Annotated in this window: 19 protein-coding genes; 17 read left to right on the forward strand and 2 right to left on the reverse strand. The window is 61.3% G+C overall.

Going from position 1 to position 21,022, the window contains the following annotated elements; translation table 11 throughout:
- Positions 1 to 7: 7 nt before the first annotated feature.
- From ATE70_RS12860 to fcl, 7 genes are all read left to right on the forward strand, one after another.
- Positions 8 to 1,507, forward strand: a complete 1,500-nt coding sequence (locus tag ATE70_RS12860) for an O-antigen ligase family protein (protein WP_058538310.1) — start codon at positions 8 to 10, stop codon at positions 1,505 to 1,507.
- Entirely contained in the window at positions 1,504 to 2,244 is a 741-nt protein-coding gene (locus ATE70_RS12865; RefSeq protein WP_058538311.1) for a polysaccharide biosynthesis/export family protein, read from the forward strand. The genes ATE70_RS12860 and ATE70_RS12865 overlap by 4 nt, the downstream gene beginning before the upstream one ends.
- A 26-nt stretch (positions 2,245 to 2,270) precedes the next feature.
- A complete protein-coding gene (locus ATE70_RS12870; RefSeq protein ID WP_058801219.1) occupies positions 2,271 to 4,490 on the forward strand; it encodes a GumC family protein in 2,220 nt (739 codons plus the stop codon).
- Positions 4,491 to 4,720: 230 nt separating this feature from the next.
- Entirely contained in the window at positions 4,721 to 5,827 is a 1,107-nt protein-coding gene (locus ATE70_RS12875) for a hypothetical protein (protein ID WP_156419618.1), read from the forward strand.
- 16 nt (positions 5,828 to 5,843) lie between these two features.
- A complete protein-coding gene (locus tag ATE70_RS12880; protein ID WP_058538314.1) occupies positions 5,844 to 6,455 on the forward strand; it encodes a sugar transferase in 612 nt (203 codons plus the stop codon).
- 66 nt (positions 6,456 to 6,521) lie between these two features.
- Entirely contained in the window at positions 6,522 to 7,580 is a 1,059-nt protein-coding gene (gene gmd, locus ATE70_RS12885; protein ID WP_058538595.1) for a GDP-mannose 4,6-dehydratase, read from the forward strand.
- The gene (fcl, locus tag ATE70_RS12890) at positions 7,577 to 8,533 is read left to right on the forward strand and encodes a GDP-L-fucose synthase (RefSeq protein ID WP_082639874.1); all 957 of its coding nucleotides are present in this window, start codon (positions 7,577 to 7,579) and stop codon (positions 8,531 to 8,533) included. Before gmd ends, fcl begins: the two co-directional genes overlap by 4 nt.
- A 7-nt stretch (positions 8,534 to 8,540) precedes the next feature.
- On the opposite strand, the gene ATE70_RS12895 is transcribed toward fcl, so the two are convergent.
- Together ATE70_RS12895 and ATE70_RS12900 are read right to left on the reverse strand one after the other, a co-directional pair.
- Positions 8,541 to 9,464 (reverse strand): NAD-dependent epimerase/dehydratase family protein, encoded by a 924-nt coding sequence (locus ATE70_RS12895; protein WP_082639866.1) that lies wholly within the window; start codon positions 9,462 to 9,464, stop codon positions 8,541 to 8,543.
- Positions 9,461 to 10,246, reverse strand: coding sequence for a glycosyltransferase family 2 protein (locus tag ATE70_RS12900; RefSeq protein ID WP_331459071.1), 786 nt, complete (start codon positions 10,244 to 10,246; stop codon positions 9,461 to 9,463). The genes ATE70_RS12895 and ATE70_RS12900 overlap by 4 nt, the downstream gene beginning before the upstream one ends.
- A 226-nt stretch (positions 10,247 to 10,472) precedes the next feature.
- On the opposite strand from ATE70_RS12900, the gene ATE70_RS24870 reads away from it, so the two are divergent.
- The 10 genes from ATE70_RS24870 to ATE70_RS12945 all read left to right on the forward strand — a co-directional run bounded on the left by ATE70_RS24870 (position 10,473) and on the right by ATE70_RS12945 (position 20,975).
- The gene (locus ATE70_RS24870; RefSeq protein WP_156419619.1) at positions 10,473 to 10,649 is read left to right on the forward strand and encodes a hypothetical protein; all 177 of its coding nucleotides are present in this window, start codon (positions 10,473 to 10,475) and stop codon (positions 10,647 to 10,649) included.
- A gap of 13 nt (positions 10,650 to 10,662) precedes the next feature.
- Positions 10,663 to 12,021 carry a hypothetical protein gene (locus ATE70_RS25200; RefSeq protein ID WP_197411455.1) on the forward strand — a complete coding sequence of 453 codons (1,359 nt, stop codon included), beginning with the start codon at positions 10,663 to 10,665 and terminating at the stop codon, positions 12,019 to 12,021.
- Positions 12,022 to 12,044: 23 nt separating this feature from the next.
- The gene (locus ATE70_RS12910) at positions 12,045 to 13,112 is read left to right on the forward strand and encodes a glycosyltransferase family 4 protein (protein WP_171013359.1); all 1,068 of its coding nucleotides are present in this window, start codon (positions 12,045 to 12,047) and stop codon (positions 13,110 to 13,112) included.
- The gene (locus tag ATE70_RS12915) at positions 13,081 to 14,670 is read left to right on the forward strand and encodes an oligosaccharide flippase family protein (protein ID WP_156422302.1); all 1,590 of its coding nucleotides are present in this window, start codon (positions 13,081 to 13,083) and stop codon (positions 14,668 to 14,670) included. The genes ATE70_RS12910 and ATE70_RS12915 overlap by 32 nt, the downstream gene beginning before the upstream one ends.
- A 62-nt stretch (positions 14,671 to 14,732) precedes the next feature.
- Positions 14,733 to 15,431, forward strand: a complete 699-nt coding sequence (locus tag ATE70_RS12920; RefSeq protein WP_197411456.1) for an FkbM family methyltransferase — start codon at positions 14,733 to 14,735, stop codon at positions 15,429 to 15,431.
- The gene (locus ATE70_RS12925; RefSeq protein ID WP_058538321.1) at positions 15,428 to 16,213 is read left to right on the forward strand and encodes an FkbM family methyltransferase; all 786 of its coding nucleotides are present in this window, start codon (positions 15,428 to 15,430) and stop codon (positions 16,211 to 16,213) included. The genes ATE70_RS12920 and ATE70_RS12925 overlap by 4 nt, the downstream gene beginning before the upstream one ends.
- Complete coding sequence (locus tag ATE70_RS12930) at positions 16,191 to 17,087, forward strand: glycosyltransferase (RefSeq protein ID WP_058538322.1); 897 nt, start codon at positions 16,191 to 16,193, stop codon at positions 17,085 to 17,087. Before ATE70_RS12925 ends, ATE70_RS12930 begins: the two co-directional genes overlap by 23 nt.
- Positions 17,084 to 18,151 (forward strand): glycosyltransferase, encoded by a 1,068-nt coding sequence (locus ATE70_RS12935; RefSeq protein WP_058538323.1) that lies wholly within the window; start codon positions 17,084 to 17,086, stop codon positions 18,149 to 18,151. The genes ATE70_RS12930 and ATE70_RS12935 overlap by 4 nt, the downstream gene beginning before the upstream one ends.
- Before the next feature lie 87 nt (positions 18,152 to 18,238).
- Complete coding sequence (locus tag ATE70_RS12940; RefSeq protein WP_058538324.1) at positions 18,239 to 19,702, forward strand: protein adenylyltransferase SelO; 1,464 nt, start codon at positions 18,239 to 18,241, stop codon at positions 19,700 to 19,702.
- Between the two features lie 70 nt (positions 19,703 to 19,772).
- Positions 19,773 to 20,975, forward strand: coding sequence for a nucleotide sugar dehydrogenase (locus ATE70_RS12945; protein ID WP_231732687.1), 1,203 nt, complete (start codon positions 19,773 to 19,775; stop codon positions 20,973 to 20,975).
- Positions 20,976 to 21,022 lie beyond the last annotated feature (47 nt).

Consider the following 21,022-nt stretch of genomic DNA (forward strand, 5'->3'; position numbering starts at 1 on the left):
TTAGGTAATGGCTCGCGCATTCGCTCGGAACGACTTCGATCCGCGCCGACGCACTCTGTCCGGGGCTGCCAGTGGCCTCATCCTGCTGTCCTTCGTCGCCCTGACCTTTCTGCTGGGTGGCGGAGCGCGGCCGGACGTGACCTCTCTGCTGTTGCTGAGGCCGCTTGCATTTATCGCTCTGGTCGCCGGCCTTATGACGTTGACGAAGGAGCAGGCGAAACCTTTCAAGCCGATATGGTGGCTCGGCGGCGCTTCGGCACTTTTGGTGCTCCTCCATCTGGTTCCGCTGCCCCCGGCTCTATGGTCATCGCTTCCGGGCCGCGGCCTCATTGCCGAGATCTTTCAAGTGACCGGGATCAAAGAGAGCTGGCAGCCTCTGACCGTCGACGCATTTGCCGGATGGAACAGTTTGTTTTCGATGGCTGTTCCCGCCGCCGTGCTGATATTGATGGCGGCCAGCGGCGAGCAAATCGGCGGGCGATTGCTGAAGCTGCTCTGCATTATCGTGTTCGCAAGCGCCTTCCTGGGCGTCCTGCAGATCATCGGTGGCCCCAGCAATGGTTTCTATCTTTATCGCATCACCAATTGGGAGTCCGCGACGGGACTGTTCGCCAATCGCAACCATAATGCGATGTTCCTCGCGTGCGGTTTTCCGTTGCTCGCCGTATGGGCTTCGGGCCTGAAGGGGACGATGCAGCAGCAGCGCGCCTATGGCCTCGTCGCCATTGCCGGCGCCGTAACCTTGTTGCCGACCATCCTGATCACCGAATCACGCGCAGGCTTGTTGGTCGGAGCGATGGGACTGGTCTTCGCGGCTTTGATATATCGCCGGCCGGACAGCGGCGTGAAGGCGCGCGGGGCGCGGCAGGTCGGGGGGCTGATTGCTGCCATCATGGCGGGGGTTGCAACGTTGGTGATCTTCCTTCTCGCATTGTCGAGGCGACAGACAACGATCGATCGCCTCCTGAACGAAAATGTCGATGACGATCCCCGGTTCGCGGCGCTGCCCCATATATGGAAAATGGGGCTCGACGCCTTTCCTTTCGGGTGGGGAACGGGATCGTTCGCCAACGCATACAAGGTCATAGAACCCGCGGAGCTCCTGTCCGAAAACTATCTCAACCACGCGCATAACGACTTCCTCGAAATATTCTTCGAATATGGCCTGTTCGGCATCGCGCTGATAGCCGTCGCGCTGATCATGCTGCTGGTCGCGGCCATCAGGTTGTGGTCACTCCGTGCGCTGTTGTCCAAGCAGCAATCGGCTGCCGTCGAGCGGCTGCGTCTGGGATATGCGGGGATCGCGATCCTCGTCATGCTCGGTGTCGGCAGCGTGTTCGACTATCCTTTGCGTACTCCGTCGCTGGCCGCTCTCGCTGCGATTGCAACGGGTTTCATTGTATTTGCACTAGACGCATTTCGCGCCCCCGGGTATGGCGACCGCGCCGCAGCAAACTCCCGTCGGCGCAATGAAGTCGACAATTTAGAGGAAGGTTCCAAGGCATGATTCGGCGCTCTTTCGGGGTGAAAATCATGTCGGGCGCGCTCGGCCTGGCATTGTTGTCGGGTTGTGCCGGCACGAAAGCGCTCGGTGGCGCGAACGGCGAAGGTCTGCAGGTCGTCGATGCGAAGCAACTGCCGCCGCCGAACGGCATCGACATCAGCGGCGACGTCCGGCCTTATCTGTTGGGCCCATCGGACGAAATCCTTGTCGACGTCGTCGGTATCGACGAGTTGAAAGAGCGAAAATTTTCGCTGGACGGGGCTGGCAATGTCGCTGTCCCGCTCGCGGGCACGCTGAATGCCAGCAATCAGACCGCGGAACAATTCGCCGAAAGCCTGACCCAGCGTCTCCGGCAGCGATACATCCGTGATCCGCTGGTCACGGTGAACTTGAACGAGGCGCGGAGCCGATTCGTCACGATTGATGGACAAGTCGGCAAGCCTGGCCCCCAGCCGATTGTCGGCAGGGTGACGCTCATGCAGTCCGTGGCGCGCGCCGAGGGCACGGGCGAATTTGCCAAGCTGAGCGATGTGGTTATTTTCCGGACCGTGGGTGCCGACCAGATGGTCGCGATGTATGATCTGGGCGCCATCCGGCGCGGTGCCTATGCTGATCCCGAAGTCTTTCCCGGCGATATCGTGGTCGTGGGCGAGTCCCGTGGGCGCCGCATGTTCCAGCAAATCGTCCAGGCGGGCACTCTGCTTGTCAGTCCTGTCGTCGCGCTCATCCAGCGCCGATAATCCAATAGGTTATTTCCATGAATTCAATGACGCTGATTAATCCCGTGGGCGGCGCTCCCGCCAGCGGTGGCGTTGCCGGCTCCGCAATTCCGATGCTGCGCCAATATTGGAACGTCATCTGGAATCGGCGTCTGTTGATCATTACGGTGGTTGCGACCACCGTAGCGGCCGGGCTGATCCTGACGCTGCTCGCCGATCCGCAATATACCGCCAGGGCGCGGATCGAGGTTGCTCGCGAGCAGGCAAATATTACGTCGGTTGAAGGCGTGCAGCCCGAAGACGCGGGCCGCGACCTGGAATTTTATGCGACGCAGAACGCGCTGTTGACCGCGCGTTCGTTGGCGGAACGCGTCAGTCGACAGCTCAACCTCTCGCGCAACGACGCGTTTTTCATCGCGCATGGTGTTGACCCCGACGCTGCGGCCGAGGGTGTCGGCGCTACGCCGGCGGGCGCTTCGCTGACCAGCGCCCAGCGGCGCCAGCGGCTTGTCGTCGATACGCTGCTCAAACATGTCTCGGCAGAACCTGTCCGTGGTTCGTCCTTGTTCGATATCAGCTACACAAGCGGCGATCCCGCGCTGTCGCGGCGTATCGCCGACGCGTGGGTTCGTCAGTTTATTCAGAGCAATCTCGACCGTCGCTTTGCCTCGACCACCGATGCGCGCGAGTTCCTCGAACGCCGGCTGGACGAGCTCAGAACACGGCTGGAGACGTCGGAGCGCGAACTCGTCCGCTATGCTGCGGCAAATAATATCGTGCGTCTCGAAACGTCGGGCACCGGCAAGACCGGCAGCAGCCCGGGCATGCAGACCTTGGCTTCGGTCGACCTGCAATCGGTAAACGCCGCACTCGCGATGGCTACCGCCGATCGCGTGGCGGCCGAGGGGCAGCTGAATGCGTCCCGCGCGCGCGGCGTCAGCGAAGGCTCGCTCAACAATCTGTCGATCAACAACCAGCGGTCAAAGCGCGCGGAAGTGGCTGCCGAATTGGCGGGCATGCTCGCCCGCTTCGAACCCGATTATCCGCCTGCGAAATCGCTGCGAGAAGAACTGACGGCACTCGACGCCAGCATCGCTCGCGAAGAGCGGCGCGCGGTTTCGGCTGTCCAGGCGACCTATGACGCGGCAGTGGCGCGCGAGCAGGGGCTTCGTGCTCGCGTGGATGCGCGGTTGGGCAAGCTCAACACGCAGGAACGCGCGTTGATCCAGTTCAACATCTATCAGCGCGATGTCGATACCAATCGCGAACTCTATAATGGCCTCCTTCAGCGCTATAAGGAAATTGGCGTCGCCGGTGTTGGCGCGAACAATGTGTCGATCGTCGATGCCGCCGAACTGCCGGTGAAACCTTCGTCGCCTAATCTTTTGCTGAACCTCATACTCGCCACGTTCATGGGCCTCGGCATCGGCCTCGGTGTTGTGCTGGTCCTTGAGAATCTCGACGAAACGGTGATCGACCCGAGCAAGGTCGCGGCCCTGTTCGACGCCTCGCTTCTGGGCACCACGCCGGTGTCGGAAAGTGGCGATCACTATGTCGAGCTCGGCGATCCGAAGTCCTCGATATACGAGGCCTATTTTACCGTTGGCTCGAATCTGGCGTTCGCGACCGATCATGGCGTGCCGCGATCCTTCATGGTCACCAGCACGGTCGAGGCCGAAGGAAAATCGACGACGGGCATGGCCTTGGCACTCGTCCTCTCGCGCCTCGGCCGCAAGGTTGTTCTGGTCGACAGCGACATGCGCCGGCCGGCGATGCACAATAATCTGGGCCTGGTAAATAATCAGGGCCTCAGCAACTATCTGGCCGGCGACAATAATTGGGAAGATTTGATGCAGCGGTCGCCGATCGCCAACATCGACTTCCTGTCCGCAGGTCCTCAGCCGCCAAGCGCGGCGGAATTGCTCTCGAGCGACCGCCTGCAAAAGCTGGTTGAATCGTTGGGCAAGAAATATGACCATGTGCTCGTCGACGCGCCGCCCATGCTCGGTCTCGCGGACGCGACATTGATTGCTCGCGCGGTTGAGGGTGTCGTTTACGTCGTGGAATCCGAACGCGTCGCGGCGCGCGGGGTCAGCAGCGCGCTGCAGCGCCTGCGCGAAGCGCGCGGTAAGGTGCTTGGCATCGTTCTGACCAAGTTCAAATCGAAGCACACCGGTTACGGCTACGGCTACGGCTATGGTTATGGCTATGGGCGCGACGAAGATGCGAAGTCCGAGACGGGCGGAGCTTGGAAGTCGGGCTCATGACCAACCGAAGGCGCTCTCGGGGCGGGAGCAGCAAGCAATCGACCCTTTCCCAGATCCGGCAAAATTTCTCGGCGGTGAATCTCGACCGGCGGTGGCTGGTAGCGGCGCCCGCCGCCCTCGTCCTCGCGGGCCTCGCCGGGTTCAACAGCTTCGTACATGTCAGCAAATCCGCTGGGGCCTGTCCGGTGCTCCATCCGGCGTTCTGCGCCACCCAGGCGCTTCAGGCTCCGGTGATCGCCGACTTCGGGCGCGACAATGTGCTCAATGACAAGGGCCAGGCCATGCGGCTTGCCCGCGCGGCCATCAATCTTGTTCCGCTGAATCCTGCCGCTGTGCGCAATATTGCGTTGGCCTCTGGCGGCTCGACCGATCCCCGCAACGCGCAGCCGATCCGGCTTTTGCGCCTTTCGCACAAACTTTCGCGCCGTGACGGGGTGACCGAAAGCCTGCTCATCGACGATGCAGCCAAGCGCGCCGACATGGCCGCGGCGCTCGAGCATTTCGACGCCTTGCTGCGGAGCATGCCGGTCGCGAGCGCTCGTTACATGGAGCATATGGGGCTTGCGTTGGCAGATCCCAAGTTTCGCAAAGGGATGATCCCTTATGCCAACCGCGACAATCCCTGGTTCGGCCGATTGGGTGGCGCGATCCTGAGCAATACGCCTCCGATCCGTTTCTATGGGCAGTTTCTGTCCGAGGTTCCTTCGCTGCCCGACACCGTGCAGCAGCGGTTGCACTATGACCAGGTCGTGAGCCGGTTAGCTCAAGAGGGTGAGTATGCGATCGTGCGGAAGCTCTATCCGCGTCTTCCCGGCGCCGATCGCGCGGCGGTGACATCGATGGCGCTGCCGTCGGCAAAGCAGACGCCTTATCGTCCGGTAACATGGTGGCTGCAGTCGGATGGCGCCATCGGGGCGGAACTATCGCGAACCGGCAAGGCCGAGATGGTCGCCTATGCCGAAGCCGGCACGAGCGGAACGGTGGCGAGCAAACTCTTGTTCCTGGCCCCCGGTCAATATCGTCTGGGATGGAAAGCGACCAACGACAACGGCGAAGAAAGTCCGTCGGACGGCAGCAGGGACGCGCGCCGCGACAAGAGCCGCGATGGACTGTCGTGGTTGATCGATTGTCCGGGATTGCAGCGCCGGGAAATCGGGGCGGCGCCCGCCGAGCGCCCCGGGTCGCAAAACCGCGAGCTCGCGGTGACATTCACGGTGCCGGCCGGTTGCACGGTTCAGAACGTCGCTCTGCAAACACGGGTCGATAGTTCGGGCAGCAGCAGCCAGTGGACAGTATCCGATATATCCGTCCGTCCGGTTGCCGCCGCCAAGCCTTGATCCCGGATGTCGATCGATGATCACGGATAGCTCGGCCGCCGGCAATGTCGGCCATCATCCTGGCAAACGCCTGTTCGACTTGCTGGTGGCGATCGGGCTGGCGCCCGTCGCGATCCCTGTTTGTCTGATCGCGGCCATCCCGATCTTGTTCGAAGCCGGCGCATCGCCGTTTTTTCGGCAGGTTCGGGTGGGGCGGAATGGCATCCCCTTTTCGATCCTGAAATTGCGGACGATGTCGCCTGGAACACGGGAAGGCGCGTCGCATGAAGTCGGCGTCGCCACATTGCTGAAAAGCGGCCGCATCTATCGCCGGCTGAAGGTCGATGAATTGCCGCAATTGTGGAATGTGCTCAACGGCACCATGTCGCTCGTCGGCCCGCGCCCGCACCTGCCATCGCAAGTCGTGCTGACCGAAGAGCGACTGCGGCACGGGGTGCTGGCGATCAAGCCCGGGATCACCGGCGTTTCCCAAGTTGCCGGCCTCGACATGTCGGATCCCCATCGGCTGGCGGAAGCCGACGCGGCCTATCTGGGCGCGTGGAGCCTGGGCAGAGACATCGAAATTTTGTGGCAAACTGTAGCGGGAAGAGGCAATGGCGATGCTGCGTCAAAAGGTACCGGCGGCTAAATCCTCTTCGAATGACAATATGATCCGGCGTGGACGAAACTCCCCCGAAAACTGGTGAAAGAGAATATGACCAAAACTGCACTCATTACAGGCGTCACCGGGCAAGACGGCGCTTATCTGGCGCGTCTTCTGCTTGAGAAAGGCTATGTCGTTCATGGCCTGAAGCGGCGGTCGTCATCCTTCAACACCGGCCGTATCGAAGATATTTATCAGGATCCGCATCAGGATTCCGCCCGGTTCCACCTGCATCATGGTGACCTGACGGACAGCACCAACCTGATCCGTATCATCCAGGAAACCAAGCCGGACGAAATTTACAACCTCGCCGCGCAGAGCCATGTGCAGGTCAGCTTCGAAACACCCGAATATACGGCGAATGCCGACGGGATCGGGACCCTGCGCCTGCTCGAGGCGATCCGCATTCTCGGCATTCAGGAAAGCTGCCGTTTCTATCAGGCGTCGACGTCCGAACTCTATGGCCTGGTTCAGGAAGTGCCGCAGCGTGAAACCACGCCCTTTTATCCGCGCTCGCCTTATGCCGCAGCCAAGCTCTACGCCTATTGGATCGTGGTGAACTATCGCGAAGCCTATGGAATCCACGCGTCGAACGGGATCCTGTTCAACCATGAATCGCCGATCCGCGGCGAGACGTTTGTGACCCGCAAAATCACGCGCGCGGCAGCGGCGATCGCCGAAGGCCAGCAGGAAAAGCTCTATCTGGGCAATCTCGATGCGCAGCGCGATTGGGGGCATGCCCGTGAATATGTTCTCGGGATGTGGATGATGCTGCAACAGGACGAGCCCGACGACTATGTCCTCGCAACCGGCGAGACGACCCATGTCCGGACTTTTGTCGAGTGGGCGTTCGCCGACGCCGGCATCGAACTGCGTTTCGAAGGCACAGGGGTCGACGAAAAGGGCTATTGCAAGAAAACCGGCCGTTGCCTGGTCGAGATCGATCCGCGCTATTTCCGTCCGACCGAAGTCGAGCTGTTGATCGGCGATCCGACCAAGGCGAATGAAAAGCTGGGTTGGAAGCACAGCATCAGCGCGCGTGAGTTGGCGCGCGAAATGGTCGAAGCCGATCTCGCCGAAGCACGTGAGCGCAAGGCGGCGGGGAAGTGACAGACCTTTCGGTTGCCGGCAAACGCGTTTTTGTCGCGGGACACCGCGGCATGGTGGGCGGCGCCATCGTGCGCCGCCTCCAGCAGGAAAATTGCGACCTCCTGCTCGCGGGCCGCGATGTCGTCGACCTGTCGGACCAGAAGGCGATCCACGAATGGATGGCGCGCGAGCGCCCCGATGTCGTAATCGTTGCCGCTGCCAAGGTCGGCGGTATCCTGGCGAACGACACCTATCCGGCGGATTTTCTCTACCAGAATCTGGTGATCGCGACCAATTGCATCGAAGCGGCCCACCGCGCCGATGTCGACCGGCTTCTGTTCCTGGGGTCGAGCTGTATCTATCCCAAATTTGCCGAACAGCCGATCGTCGAAGAGTCGCTTTTGACGGGCTCGCTCGAACCGACGAACGAATGGTACGCCATCGCCAAAATCGCGGGCATCAAGCTTTGCCAGGCTTATCGTCGGCAATATGGCCGCGACTATATCTCGGCCATGCCGACCAATCTCTATGGCCCTGGGGACAATTTCGACCTGCAGAGCAGCCATGTCCTGCCGGCGCTGATCCGCAAAGCGCATCAGGCCAAGCTGGCGGGCGATCCGGCCATGACCATATGGGGCACGGGGACCCCGCGGCGGGAATTCCTGCACGCCGACGATTGCGCCGACGCGTGCGTGCATCTTCTGTCGAATTATTCCGGCGATATTCACGTCAATGTCGGGTCGGGTGACGATGTCACCATCGCCGAACTCGCCGGAATGGTGCGCGATGCCGTCGGTTTCACTGGCGACATGGTGTTCGACAGCTCCAAGCCCGACGGCACGCCGCGCAAGCTGATGAGTGCCGACCGGCTGCGCGGTCTTGGCTGGACTCCGCGCATCGGGCTGGCCGATGGCATCGCATCGACCTATCAGTGGTTTCTCGATGCGTACCCGGACACAGGAAATCCCGTTTAACGCGGGGTTAGGGCTCGCCGAAAGTTCGGGAAAATCCGCTCTGGATGGTGAAAGGGGGTCGCCATCCGCTAAGCCTGGGCGCCTCGCCGGCATCAATTTCCAGGCTGCCAAACAGCTTGCGATAGGCATCCTGCCGGCCAGCAAGTCTCGCGGCGGCTTCCAGCCAGCGGGTGGGGAAGGCGAAATTGCGCGCGGGCTTCCCTTTCGCTGTCGCGATCATCTCGATGATTTCGGCAAGCGACACGGCGCGGTCGTCCGAAACGGTAAAAGTCTGACCTTTTGTGTTCGGGCTGGTCAGGCAAAAGGTCAGGAAATCGACCAAATTATCGTTGTAAATCAGCGAACGGCGATTGTTCGCTCCGGCGAGCGGTAATGGGATGCCCCGATCGACGCATTTTGCCAGCATCGCCACATTGCCCTTCGCGCCGCGGCCGTAAACGAGCGGCGGGCGAACGATCGTATAGTCTATCTTGCCGCTGGCGAAGCTGGCGAGCTCTTGCTCGGCAAGCCATTTCGAGCGGCCATAAGCCGTCTCGGGACGGGGCGGCGTCGATGCGCCAAAAGGTTCGCCCGGTTCCGATTGTTCCCCCATCGCCTTGATGCTGCTGAGCAAGATGAATTGCTTTGCGCCCGCCGCGACAGCCGCTCTCGCAAGCTTCAATGTTCCCTCCACATTGGTGTCGTGAAAGGCCGCTTCGCGTTCCGCTTCGGTTGCGGCGCTGCTTGTCGAAATTGCTGCCAGATGGATAATCGCGTCGATTGCCGGCAGGGGCGGGACATCGACCGGAGCCGCCAGGTTGCCAATCGAAAAAGCCGTCGGATCCGATGCTTCGCCGCGGACCAGCTCAAGAACCTCATGCCCGGCGACATGCAACCGCGAAACCAGTGCCCTGCCGACAAAGCCGCGAGCCCCGCTAACCGCTACCTTCATCGCAGCCACTCCAGCGCCTTGGCCGGATATCTCGACAGAAGCATCAACCAGTTCGATCGAATTCCGTGGGTCCGGCACGCGCGCAGCATCTCCCGGCTGATCATCCTGCGCGCAGCGAAGTTGGCCGTGCTGATCCCGCCCGGGCGCATCAGAACGGCAATTTCGTTTGTGAATTCATATGTGCAGCGATGTCGGCCGAATGCGCGAACAACAAAATCAAAATCGGACGCGATCTGATAGCCGATGTCATAGCCGCCGACCTTTTCATAAACCGAGCGCTTCACAAACATCCCCGGATGGGCGGGCATCCAGCCCCAGCCGATCCGTTCGGGGCGAAAGCGGTCGCTGCGATATCGCCGCACGATCCTGTCCGGATTGTCCGGGTTGAAAAAGGCGATATCGGCGAAAACCGCGTCCTTGTCCGATGCCTCAAAACGGGCGGCGATATCGGACAGGACCGACGAATGGGCAAAATGGTCGTCGGCATTCAACACCGCGACGATGTCCCCGGAAGCAAGGGCGAGGCCCTTGTTCATCGCGTCGTAAAGTCCCTTGTCAGGTTCGGACCGGATGATGCCGCCGGGGCGAAGATGTTTTTCAGCAATCGCGACGCTATCGTCATTTGACGCGCCATCGATGACTATATGTTCAACGTGCGAATAGTCTTGCGCCGCCACCGATATTATTGTTTCTGCAATTGTGCCGGCAGCATTATAAGAGACGGTAATCACGCTGATTTTGGGTGGTCGTGAGGTGGGCATCGCCGGTCGCTTTATGGGCATCGGCAAATGCTGGCAAGGCAAATTGCCCTGTCAGGTGGCTATGCCGGCGCTTTGTATTGTGTGCCCGGGCGGGAAAAGGCGGCCGCTCGTTGTGGACGGGGTCGCCGGTTCCGGCTACCGCAAGCGGCGTTGACAAGCGGGCGCCAGTCTGCAAGTCGCGGCTGCCTATGGCCGCCCGTCGGTCGACCCGATCGCTTGCTTTATTGCTGCGTCAGCGAGTGCATGAGTGAGTAAGATGACAGGACAAGGCCGGGTGTCGTCGGATGCGGAAAAATGGCGAGGCGGGATTCTGCGCCGAGCGGCGCAAAGCAAAGGTGTCGCGCTGATGGCGGTCGGCAATACGCACCTCGATCTTTCAAGAATTTCCTGTGGGAAGCAATCATTGAAGCGGTGGTCATTCTGATGCAGGCGCTGCGATGACGAGTGGTGTGAACACGGCTGCGGCCGGCCTTCCGGCCGATAATCCAGCGACGGGTGCGGGAGCAGTCGGCAAGGGGCTGTTGCAGCGCAGCGGCCTGTTGTCGAACCTTGCCGCCTTCATGTTGTTCGCCCTCTATGGACCGGCGTTCGAACTGTTCGGACAGCTGCGCTATGTCGAGTTGGCCGTCCTGATCTTCCTGTTCGTCAATGCGCACCGCGCGTGGGCTTTTGTCGACCGGTTGACCAAAGTCCTGATCATTCTCTTCATCGTTACAGCGCTCAGTCAAATTTTGTCGGACATGGTCAACGGCGTCTATGCCGACAGCACGATCAAGCGCGTCGGGACCTATGTCATCTTCATCGGCCTATTCATTGCCTGCAAGCTCTTGTCGCTTGCCGAATGGACCCGCTTGCGATGGATATTGGGCGGCTATTGCCTGTCGTGGGTCTTCATTTATTTCGTCGGCACGAGTGCCGCCGAAAATTATCAGGACAACGCATGGCGGCTTGGCCTGGGATGGGCGTTCACGCTCGCAACCTGCCTGGGGCTCAGTTTGCTGCCCCGCTTGTATCCGGTCGCAGTGGCCGCGCTGCTGCCGGTCGCGGCGTTGAACATCGTTATGGGCAGCCGTTCGATCGCGATTTTCACGCTGTTCGCTTTTCTGGCCTCCCTCTACGCTTCGTTTTTCGGCAAGCCGATCGCGCCCAAGGTGACGGCGCGCCGGTTTCTCATCGTCATCGGCATATTGTCGCTGGGCATCGCGGCCGGCTATTATTCGATCATTCTGGCAACCGAAAAACGGCTATTGCCTGCGGAGGTTCAGGAGCGAACCGAAGTGCAGGTCTATAGCAATTATGGTCTCGCAGCGACGGCCCGCCCCGAAACGGCGGCTGCGGTGAGCGCCATAGCCGAACGGCCCGTGCTGGGCTGGGGCTCGACCGCATATGATCCAGTCATCTGGGGCTATTATATTGACTTGCTGACGGCCAACTGGCGTACGCGCGTCGATTTTAGCACCATCTACCGGAATACATTCTATCAGGAATGGGAAGGCGGGCTTCCCAGCCATAGCCATTATTTCGGTGCCTGGGTTGATGGCGGTTTCTTTGCAAGCCTGTCGTGGCTCGTGGTGCTGATCGTTAGCATATTGGCGATCATGCAAGGTATGACCTGGCGGCATCCGATCACCCCCGTGGTCGTTTTCATCGCCAGCACGACGATATGGGACGTGCTGTTCTCGCCTGGCCCGCACCGCATGGATATGGCGCTCCGGCTTACGCTGCTGACATTCGTGCTGACCTTTCTCGCGAATGCCCGGGCCGCCGCCGCCAAAGCCGCACAGACGGACAATTGATGCGCCTTCTGCTCACATCGCCCATGGGCGATCCCCTCGACAGCCGCACATGGTCTTCGGCGCCGTCCAACGTGGCGCGCGCGCTGGCGGCAAAGGGCGTCGACATCGTGCCGTTCGACAGTCGCGTCGTCGGCAAGGCGGGCAAGGCGCTGGCGGCCGCCTGCAACGTGGCGCGGGGCTTGCCCGTCAAGGATATCTCGCGGTTCGACACCATTCGCGCGCTGCGCAGCCGCGCGGTCGCCGCGGCCGCCGAACAGGCGGGGGTCGATCATATCCTCTGTACTTCGTCGATCGACGCGCCCGCTCCGACGAATATTCCCTATTCGATCTGGATCGACGACACCGTCCATTTGTTGCAGCAGACGCCCATGTCCCCCGGTTTTACCGGGCGCGCCGCCGCAATGATCGATGCGCTCGACGGCGCGGCATTCGCCGCCGCGGCGCATGTTCTTCCCTTTTCGCAACATGTCGCGGACGATGTCGTCGACCATTATGGCGTCGCGCGCGACCGGGTTTTTGCGGTCGGTTGCGGAAGCGGACCCATCCCCCCGTTCGAAGGGGTAAAAACATATGCCGACGGCGACATCTTGTTCGTCGCCAAGCATCAGTTTTCGGACAAAGGCGGCGACCTGCTGCTTGAAGCCTGGCCGGAGATATTGGCGCGGCGCCCGCAAACGCGGCTGACGCTGATCGGCAGCAAGGATGCCGTCGAACGCGCCCGCGGTATCCCTGGCGTCACCGCCCATGATTTCCTGCCGTGGGATGATCTGGTAGCGAAATTTCACGGCGCCTCGTTCCTGACCCAGCCGATGCTGGGCGATCCCTGGGGACAGGTCTATCTGGAAGCGATGAAGTCGCGGACGATTGTCGTGTCGCTCGATCATCGCGCGCTTCCCGAATTGACCGACAATGGACGCAACGCCTTCCTGATTGCGAAGGCCGAACCCACGGCGCTGGCGCAGGCGGTTCTGGCGGCTTATGCGACGCCGCAAGCCGATCTGGAACGGATGGCCGAGGCGGGGCAGCGGGTCGTCCTCGATCGGCACGGCTGGGACTCTGTTGCCGACCGGATATTGTCGAGGATCGGATGACGCGCCAACCGGCACGGCGGCCGTCGCGTGCGAAGATAGCGATGCGCCGATGAAAGCCTTGTGGACCGGCGTCAAGTCGCGGACCGGCATCGTCCTGTCAGAAACCTTCATCAACGCGTTGCTGGCGTTTCTCACCTATGCGGTCATCGTTCGGATTACCGATCTTGCGACCGTGGGGCTTTGGGCGCTCGTCAGCTCGGTCATGGCTTTTGCGCGAAGCGTCGATGTATGGTCCCGCGGCGTCAGCGCATTCGTGGCGCAGGCCCGTGTCACCGACGGCGATGCGTCTGCGGCCACCTATGTCTCGACCGCAGCGGCGGCTGGCGCCGGAGGCTATGCCGTCGTAACGCTCCTCGCCGCGCCGCTCCTGTGGTGGGGGCTTGGTCTGGCCGTCGATCATTCGGCGGAGCTGCTGCTCATCGACATTCTGCCGTTGATGCTGATCAGCTTCTGGCTCAATTCAGTGGGCGGGATCTATCAACTCGGCTTTCTGGGATTTGAACGGCCCGAGTTGAAAGCGATCCAGACGATCGGCGGCAGTCTGATTTTCCTGGCCGGCACCTTACTGCTCGCGCCGACCTATGGCCTGGTCGGAATGGTGATTGCCCAGATCATCCAGGGCGTCGCAATGCTGTTGTTCGCCTTGTTCGTTTTTCACTTCGGCATGATGCGCGGGCAGGCGTTTCGCTTGTTCGACGGCCGTATGGTCCGCCAACTTGTGGGTTTTGGATCGAAAGCAATCGGCCTCGGCGCGATGCAATTGCTGACCGAGCCGATCCTGCGCCTGATCGCCAACCATTTCGGCGGTCTCGCCAGCGTCGGTGTCGTCGATTTCGCGTCGCGCCTGTGCCAGATTCCCCGAACCTTCATCGGCTCCATCGGCCAGACCATGGTCCCCGCCTTCGCGCGTACTGCGTTCGGCACGGAGGAGGAGCAGCGCCGATTGTTCGACCATTCGCGCGCGATGATCGTACCGCTCAGCGTAACGATGCTGAGCGCGACAATCGGCGGCGCCTATCTCGCGGGGTGGATATTCATCGAGCAGACGAGCATCGACGCAGCCTTGATCACCGCGATCCTGGCGATTGGCTGGCTATCCAATCTCGTCGCTTCGACCGAATATTTCATGCTCTTCGGACGCCGAAATCTACGCGTGCTGACATTGTCGCATATCGTGATGGTCGGCGGCATGGTGCTGCTGGGTTTCCTGGGCGGCCAGTTGGGTGGGTTTCTCGGCGCGATTACGGGCGCCATGACAGGCGTTGTGATATCGTCCTGGCTGCTGTTCGTCATGGCGGACAGGCCGGCCAGGGCCGCTTCCAGCCTGTCTCGTCCGTCCTTCCGCCAAAGTCTGTGGCTGGCTGTGCTGACGCTCTTGGTATTGACCGGTCAATTGTATATGGCCGCGACCGGCATTGTGCCGACGTGGATAACCGCTGGTGCCGGAACGGCGCTGATGGGCCTGATCGTCGTCATTTTGACACCCTGGAACAGTTTGATAGCCATCGCCGGCACCATCGATCATGTTGCCTCCAGCGAAGCCAAGGAATGTAATTAGCACCCATGAGCAAGATAGTTGACAGGTGGCGCGGCCGGTGGCCGTCGCGTGCGACGAAGGCGGTGTTCGACCGTCTCGGTTATGCCATCGTGCCCAAATGGCAGCAGGCAAATGAAACATGGGGCGGGTTGACGCGCCTTCCGATCAAGACGGTCCTCGATATCGGCGCATTGCGCGGCGAATTCGCGGAGGACATCCTCGCGCCCGCCTTTCCCGGTGCGACGATCCATTGTTTCGAACCTTCGCCGGATGCGTTTCCCTTGCTTGCGGAACGGGCCGCGGCAAGCGGCGGCCGGATCATTCCCCATCATTTCGGGCTCGGCGAAGAAGACGCCGAACTGACGTTTTTCGTTAACGTCGATTTTCAGGCATCATCCTCGTTTCTGGAACAGACCGATACGAATATTCGGGCTTTCCCGCAGCTCGAACGAACCGAAGAGCGCGTTGCGAAGATCAAGCGATTGGATGATGTGGCCCCCGAACTGGCGCTCACGCCCGACCTGCTGGTGAAAATCGATACGCAGGGCTACGAGGCCCATGTCATTCGCGGCGGCCGCAAAACTCTCGCTTCCGCTGTCGCGTGTATCGTCGAGGTGCAAGTGAGCGAACTATATGAAGGCACGTCGCGGTTCAGCGATATTTACGCCGAACTCAGCGCGCTGGGCTTTGTCTTTTGCGGCACTTTCGACCAGGTATTGAGCCGCGACGGCGACGTGCTGTTTTTCGATGGCCTGTTTATAAAGCAGGGAGCTTTGGCATGAGCACCCCCGACAATTATCCGCTCTGGCTGCGTCCGGCGGCACCCGCCGATCTGATCCGCGCCGGCAGCGCGGGCGACGGCGGCTACGTCCTCCCGCGCCGCGTTTTGAGCGAGGTGCGTGGCGTGCTTGGCATGGGGCTTTTTGACGACTGGAGCTTCGAGGCGTGGATCCACGAACGCACAGCGGCAAAGATCGCCATCTTCGATCACACGGTTAACTGGCGTTTCTGGCTCCGCCGGACGGCGACCCATTTGGTGCGCGGCGTGCTTCAGGGGCAAGCCGACCGTCGCCGAAAACTTCCGCTTCCGTTTGCCTATCGCCGCTTTTTCGATGGCACGGCCCGGCGCCATTTCCAGATTGGTATCGGCCATGCTCCGGGCATGGTCGGGCTGGAAAAGGCGATGCAACTTGCCGGTATGGACAAGGATGTTCTGCTGAAAGTGGACATCGAGGGGGCGGAATATGAAATCCTCGACGCCATCGTGGCGAACCGGCAAAATTTCGTGGCCTGCGTGATCGAATTCCATTTGATCGATCAGCATATCGACGCACTGGAAAAATTCATCGCCGCGATGAACGAAGACTTTGTGCTGGTTCATTTTCACGCCAATAATTTTGGTGTGAACGACAGTGGCAGCTATTCTTCCTTCATCGAACTTTCCTTGATGGCCCGGCGCTTGCTGGCGCCTGACGAGGTGTTGAGCGAACATGATCTGCCACTGGCGGAACTCGACCACCCCAGCGTCGATTGGAACCGCGATGTCAAACCCGTCTTCGCCTGACGGCGAGACGGGGGAGGCGGCAAAAGAGCCGTTTCTGTCGATCGTCACCCTGTCGTTCAATCAGGCCGACTATCTTCCGGAGGCTCTAAAGTCGGTCATTTCGCAAAAAAGCGATGCCGTCGAATTCATTGTCGTCGATCCTGGCTCGACCGACGGCAGCCGCGATATCATCGCCGAGTATCGCGAAGGCATCGATACGGTTATACTCGACCCCGACGACGGGCCGGCCGACGGCCTCAACAAGGGCTTCGCCGCCGCACGCGGGCGCGTGGGCTATTTTCTGAACAGCGACGATTTTATGGTGCCGGGTGCGATCGATGCCTTGCTGCGGCAGTGGGCCGATCACCCCGGCATCGGCTTGCTTCTCGGCCGGGCGTGGCGCGTTGGCGGGGATGGTAGCGTCGACCGCGAATTGTTGCCGACGGCCAACGACAAGGCCACGCTGGCGAGCGGGGCTGCGACCATCGTTCAGCAGGGTTTTTCCTTCGCGATGGATAAATTTCGCGCCGTTGGCGGATTCAATGCCGCCAACCGGTCGACGTGGGATTACGAACTGCTCGCCGACTTTGCTGCGGCCGAGGTGCCCTTTGCCATCGTCGACGATCGCTTTGGCGCGTTTCGTCTATATCCCGGGGGCATTTCGGGCGGCGCGGCGGGCGAAGCCCATCAGCGGCGGTTCGACGCGGATTATCGGCGCATCCATGCCGATATACTGAACGCCCCGATCGATGGCGATGTGATGACTTTTCTGCGCGGCGCGCGTTTTCGCAAGATGTTGGAGAATCCGTCGCACGCCATTCATCGGCTGCGTGAACTTGCGATCCCTTCGATCACGCGCAAGCGCTTCTCGGCGGATATGGCCCGTCGCGTATGACGAGACCGATCCATGTCTCGGCTTCCAATATCCATGGGCTCGGCGCGTCCCAACTCGTTCAATCGCTGCTTCCCGCGCTGGCTGCTGTCGGCCGCGACAGGCTGGGTACCATATTCGTCCCTGAAAGCGGGCCGCTCGCGGGGCTTGCCGCCGATCTTGGGCTATCGGCTGCAAAGATCGCGCGCCGGCTCCCAAATGCGGCGTCGCGTGTCGTTGAATGCCTCTCTACCTCGCGCTATTACCCGGTGGATGGCAACATGCTGGTGCTGGGCGATCTGCCGCTGGCGATCCCCGGGAAACAGGTTTTGCTGGTCCATCGGCTGCATATGGTCTCGGGCGCCGATACGGGATCGGCATCGGGCAATGCCAAGGTCGCGGTCAGCCGCTGGCTGTTTCGCCGCAACGCCAAATATATCCATCGCGCGATCGTGCAGTCGGATATCGTCGGCAATGAGCTACGCGATAATTTCCCGGGGCTCGATGGGCGTATCAGCGTCATTCCGCAGCCGGCACCCCGATGGCTTTCTGTCGCCGCGCGGAAGCAGTGGGGCGAATGGAACGGCGAACGGCCGCTCCGGCTATTCTATCCTGCAAGCGCTTATCCGCACAAAAATCACGCACTCCTGAATCGTTATACAAGCGATTTCGGCGCCCGCGAGGATGTCCATATCGTCGTGACGCTGGACCCTGAGGGAGCTGATCAGCCCGGCATGTTGATGCCTATTGGCGTTCAGGGGGAAGAGGGCATGCGCGATCAATATCATCGTGCCGATGCACTCCTTTTTCCGTCGCTCGCCGAAAGCTATGGTCTGCCGCTTGTCGAGGCGATGACCCTCGGCCTGCCGATCGTCGTAGCGGATCTGCCCTATGCCCGGTCGCTGTGCGGCGATACGGCGATCTATTTCGATCCCATGGACAGCGGCGCGCTCGACCAAGCGATCACCGAGCTTAAGCAGCGGCTGTCGGCAGGCTGGCAGCCCGATTACACGGCGCGCCTGGCGCTTATACCGCGCGACTGGAACGACGTGGCGGAGCGGATGATCGCGCTGTTCGATCTGCCGTGATCCTGCGGCGATAGCCGCCGAGAGCCGCCCGATGGACTGTCGCTCGGTGCGCTTGCATTTATGATGTCGAGGCTCGACATAGAATCCATGGATTTCGCTTTCCACAACAGTTTTTACGATTCGATGGAGGGCTTTTACGCGCCTGCCGAAGCCGCGAAGCCCTCTGCGCCAAAGCTTTTGATTTTCAATCATTCGCTCGCGGAGACGCTCGGGCTCGACGCATCGAACGCCGGCGATGATCAGCTGGCGCGGCTGTTTTCGGGCGAAGCGCTGCCCGAGGGTGCCAATCCGCTCGCGCTCGCCTACGCCGGGCACCAGTTCGGGCATTTTTCGCCGCAGCTCGGCGATGGGCGTGCGCTGCTTCTGGGCGAAATCGTCGCTCCCGACGGGGCGCGGTTCGACGTTCAGTTGAAAGGGTCCGGGCCGACCGCCTTTTCGCGCAATGGTGATGGCAAGGCCGCGATCGGCCCGGTCCTTCGCGAATTCCTCGTGTCGGAAGCGATGGCCGCGATGGGCGTCCCGACGACGCGGGCGCTCGCCGCCGTTGCGACGGGGGACCGCGTCCAGCGCGAACGCGCGCATCCAGGTGCGGTGCTGACGCGCATCGCGAGCAGCCACATCCGCGTCGGAACCTTCCAGTTTTTTGCCGCGCATTTCGGCGCCGATCATGTCGTCCAGCTTGCCGATTACAGCATTCGCCGCCATTTCCCCGAGCTAGCCGAAGCAGCCAACCCGTCGCTTGCGCTGCTCGATCGCGTGATCGGCCTGCAATGCGAACTGGTCGCGCAGTGGCTGGGCGTCGGCTTCATCCACGGCGTCATGAACACCGACAATGTCGCGATCAGCGGCGAGACGATCGACTATGGCCCGTGCGCCTTCATGGATCGCTTTGCCGTGAACACGGTCTTCAGCTCGATCGACGCCAACGGCCGCTATGCCTATGGCCGCCAGCCGCAGATATTGCACTGGAACATGGCGCGTTTTGCCGAGGCTTTGCTCCCCGCGATCCACCGGGTGTCGCCCGGCGATGTCGACGCGGCGAAGGCACTGGTCGATGCGATTCCTGTCCGTTTCCGCGCGATATGGCACACGCGGGTCCGGGAAAAGCTGGGGCTGGCCGGCGAGGGCACCGCCGACGGCGAACTCATCGATACGCTCTTCGACGAACTCGAAGAACATGAGGTGGATTTCACCTCCTTCTTTCGTGCGCTCGCCATGCTGCTGCGCGGCGACGGCGCGATGCTCGAAAGCCTGCTTCCCGCCCCCGACGCGATGGCGCCGTGGATCGCCCTGTGGTGGGAGCGGATCGCGCATGAGGCGACGGGGCCGTTGGAACATGCCGCCGCGATGGACGCGGTAAACCCGCTCTACATCCCGCGCAATCATCTGGTCGAAGCCGCACTGGACGCCGCGGAGGCGGGCGACCTTGCGCCGTGGCTCGAACTGCTCGAGGTCGTGCGCGATCCCTATGCGCTGCGGCCGGGACACGAGCGGTTCGCCGCGCCGGGCCCCGCCGATGCCGGCCCTTACAAGACCTTCTGCGGCACCTGACGCCCGCCATGGTTGAGCCGCTGCGCCGCAATTGCTAGGGACGGCGCCACATCGATCAGAGGATAAGTCATTGCCCCCAGCAAATGTGCCGCATGCGCCGTCCGTCAAAATCACAGTCGTCGGCACGGGCTATGTCGGTATTTCCAACGCTGTTTTGCTGGCGCAGCGCAATGAGGTGATCGCGCTCGACATCGATGCGCGCAAGGTCGAGCAGATCAATGCGAAGCAATCGCCGATCGCCGATCCCGAAATCGAGGATTATCTGGCGAACAAGCCGCTGAACCTGATCGCGACGACCGATCGCGATGCGGCTTATTCGGGCACGGCATTCGTTATCGTCGCAACGCCGACCGACTATGATCCCGACACCAATTATTTCAACACGCAGACGGTCGAGAGCGTGATCGCCGATGCGCTGGTGAAGGCGCCGGGCGCGCTGATCATCGTCAAATCGACCGTGCCAGTGGGTTTTACCGAGCGGATGCGCGCCGAACATGGCAGCGACGCGATCGTCTTTTCGCCCGAATTCCTGCGCGAGGGACGCGCGCTCTACGACAATCTCCATCCTTCGCGCATCATCGTCGGCAACACGCACCCGCGCGCGGCGGAATTTGCGCAGCTGCTGCTCGAAGGGTCGCTCAAACCCGATGCCGAGATTTTGCAGACCGGCAATACCGAGGCCGAGGCGATCAAGCTGTTCGCGAACACCTATCTCGCGATGCGCGTCGCCTTCTTCAACGAACTCGATACCTATGCCGCGTCGCATGGTGTGGACTCGCGTCAGGTGATCGAGGGCGTGTGCCTCGATCCGCGCATCGGGCAATTCTACAACAACCCGTCCTTCGGCTATGGCGGCTATTGCCTGCCCAAAGACACCAAGCAGATGCTCGCCAACTATCAGGAAGTGCCGCAGAATCTGATCCAGGCGATCGTGTCGTCGAACACCACGCGCAAGGATTTCATCGCGTCCGAAGTCATCAAGCGGACCCCACGCGTTGTCGGCATTCACCGTCTCGCGATGAAGGCGGGATCGGACAATTTCCGCGCCAGCAGCATCCTTGGCGTGATGAAGCGCGTGAAGGCCAAGGGCATCGAGGTGATCGTCTATGAACCTTTGGTCGAGGAGGATCGCCTGTTCAACTCACGCGTGATCCGCGACCTTGCCGCATTCAAGGCCGAGGCCGACGTCATCATCGCGAACCGCGTGACCGACGACCTCGCCGATGTCGCGGACAAGGTTTACAGCCGCGACCTGTTCGGCGCCGATTCCTGAGCTTTCTCCATCGCCGCAACTCGCCGCATCGCCGGGAACTGTCCCAT

The sequence above is a fragment of the Sphingopyxis sp. H053 genome (assembly GCF_001468225.1).
In the GTDB taxonomy this organism is placed as follows: Bacteria; Pseudomonadota; Alphaproteobacteria; order Sphingomonadales; family Sphingomonadaceae; genus Sphingopyxis.

What these genes read in the sequence shown, in the direction of transcription:
- ATE70_RS25200 (WP_197411455.1), top strand. Translation starts at nt 10,663, where the DNA reads ATGACGAGTGGTGTGAACACGGCTGCGGCCGGCCTTCCGGCCGATAAT.
- ATE70_RS12925 (WP_058538321.1), top strand. Translation starts at nt 15,428, where the DNA reads ATGAGCACCCCCGACAATTATCCGCTCTGGCTGCGTCCGGCGGCACCC.
- ATE70_RS12935 (WP_058538323.1), top strand. Translation starts at nt 17,084, where the DNA reads ATGACGAGACCGATCCATGTCTCGGCTTCCAATATCCATGGGCTCGGC.
- gmd (WP_058538595.1), top strand. Translation starts at nt 6,522, where the DNA reads ATGACCAAAACTGCACTCATTACAGGCGTCACCGGGCAAGACGGCGCT.
- ATE70_RS12870 (WP_058801219.1), top strand. Translation starts at nt 2,271, where the DNA reads ATGACGCTGATTAATCCCGTGGGCGGCGCTCCCGCCAGCGGTGGCGTT.
- ATE70_RS12930 (WP_058538322.1), top strand. Translation starts at nt 16,191, where the DNA reads ATGTCAAACCCGTCTTCGCCTGACGGCGAGACGGGGGAGGCGGCAAAA.
- ATE70_RS12910 (WP_171013359.1), top strand. Translation starts at nt 12,045, where the DNA reads ATGGGCGATCCCCTCGACAGCCGCACATGGTCTTCGGCGCCGTCCAAC.
- ATE70_RS12880 (WP_058538314.1), top strand. Translation starts at nt 5,844, where the DNA reads ATGATCACGGATAGCTCGGCCGCCGGCAATGTCGGCCATCATCCTGGC.
- ATE70_RS12900 (WP_331459071.1), bottom strand. Translation starts at nt 10,246, where the DNA reads ATGCCCATAAAGCGACCGGCGATGCCCACCTCACGACCACCCAAAATC.
- ATE70_RS12860 (WP_058538310.1), top strand. Translation starts at nt 8, where the DNA reads ATGGCTCGCGCATTCGCTCGGAACGACTTCGATCCGCGCCGACGCACT.
- ATE70_RS12865 (WP_058538311.1), top strand. Translation starts at nt 1,504, where the DNA reads ATGATTCGGCGCTCTTTCGGGGTGAAAATCATGTCGGGCGCGCTCGGC.
- ATE70_RS12895 (WP_082639866.1), bottom strand. Translation starts at nt 9,464, where the DNA reads ATGAAGGTAGCGGTTAGCGGGGCTCGCGGCTTTGTCGGCAGGGCACTG.
- ATE70_RS12940 (WP_058538324.1), top strand. Translation starts at nt 18,239, where the DNA reads ATGGATTTCGCTTTCCACAACAGTTTTTACGATTCGATGGAGGGCTTT.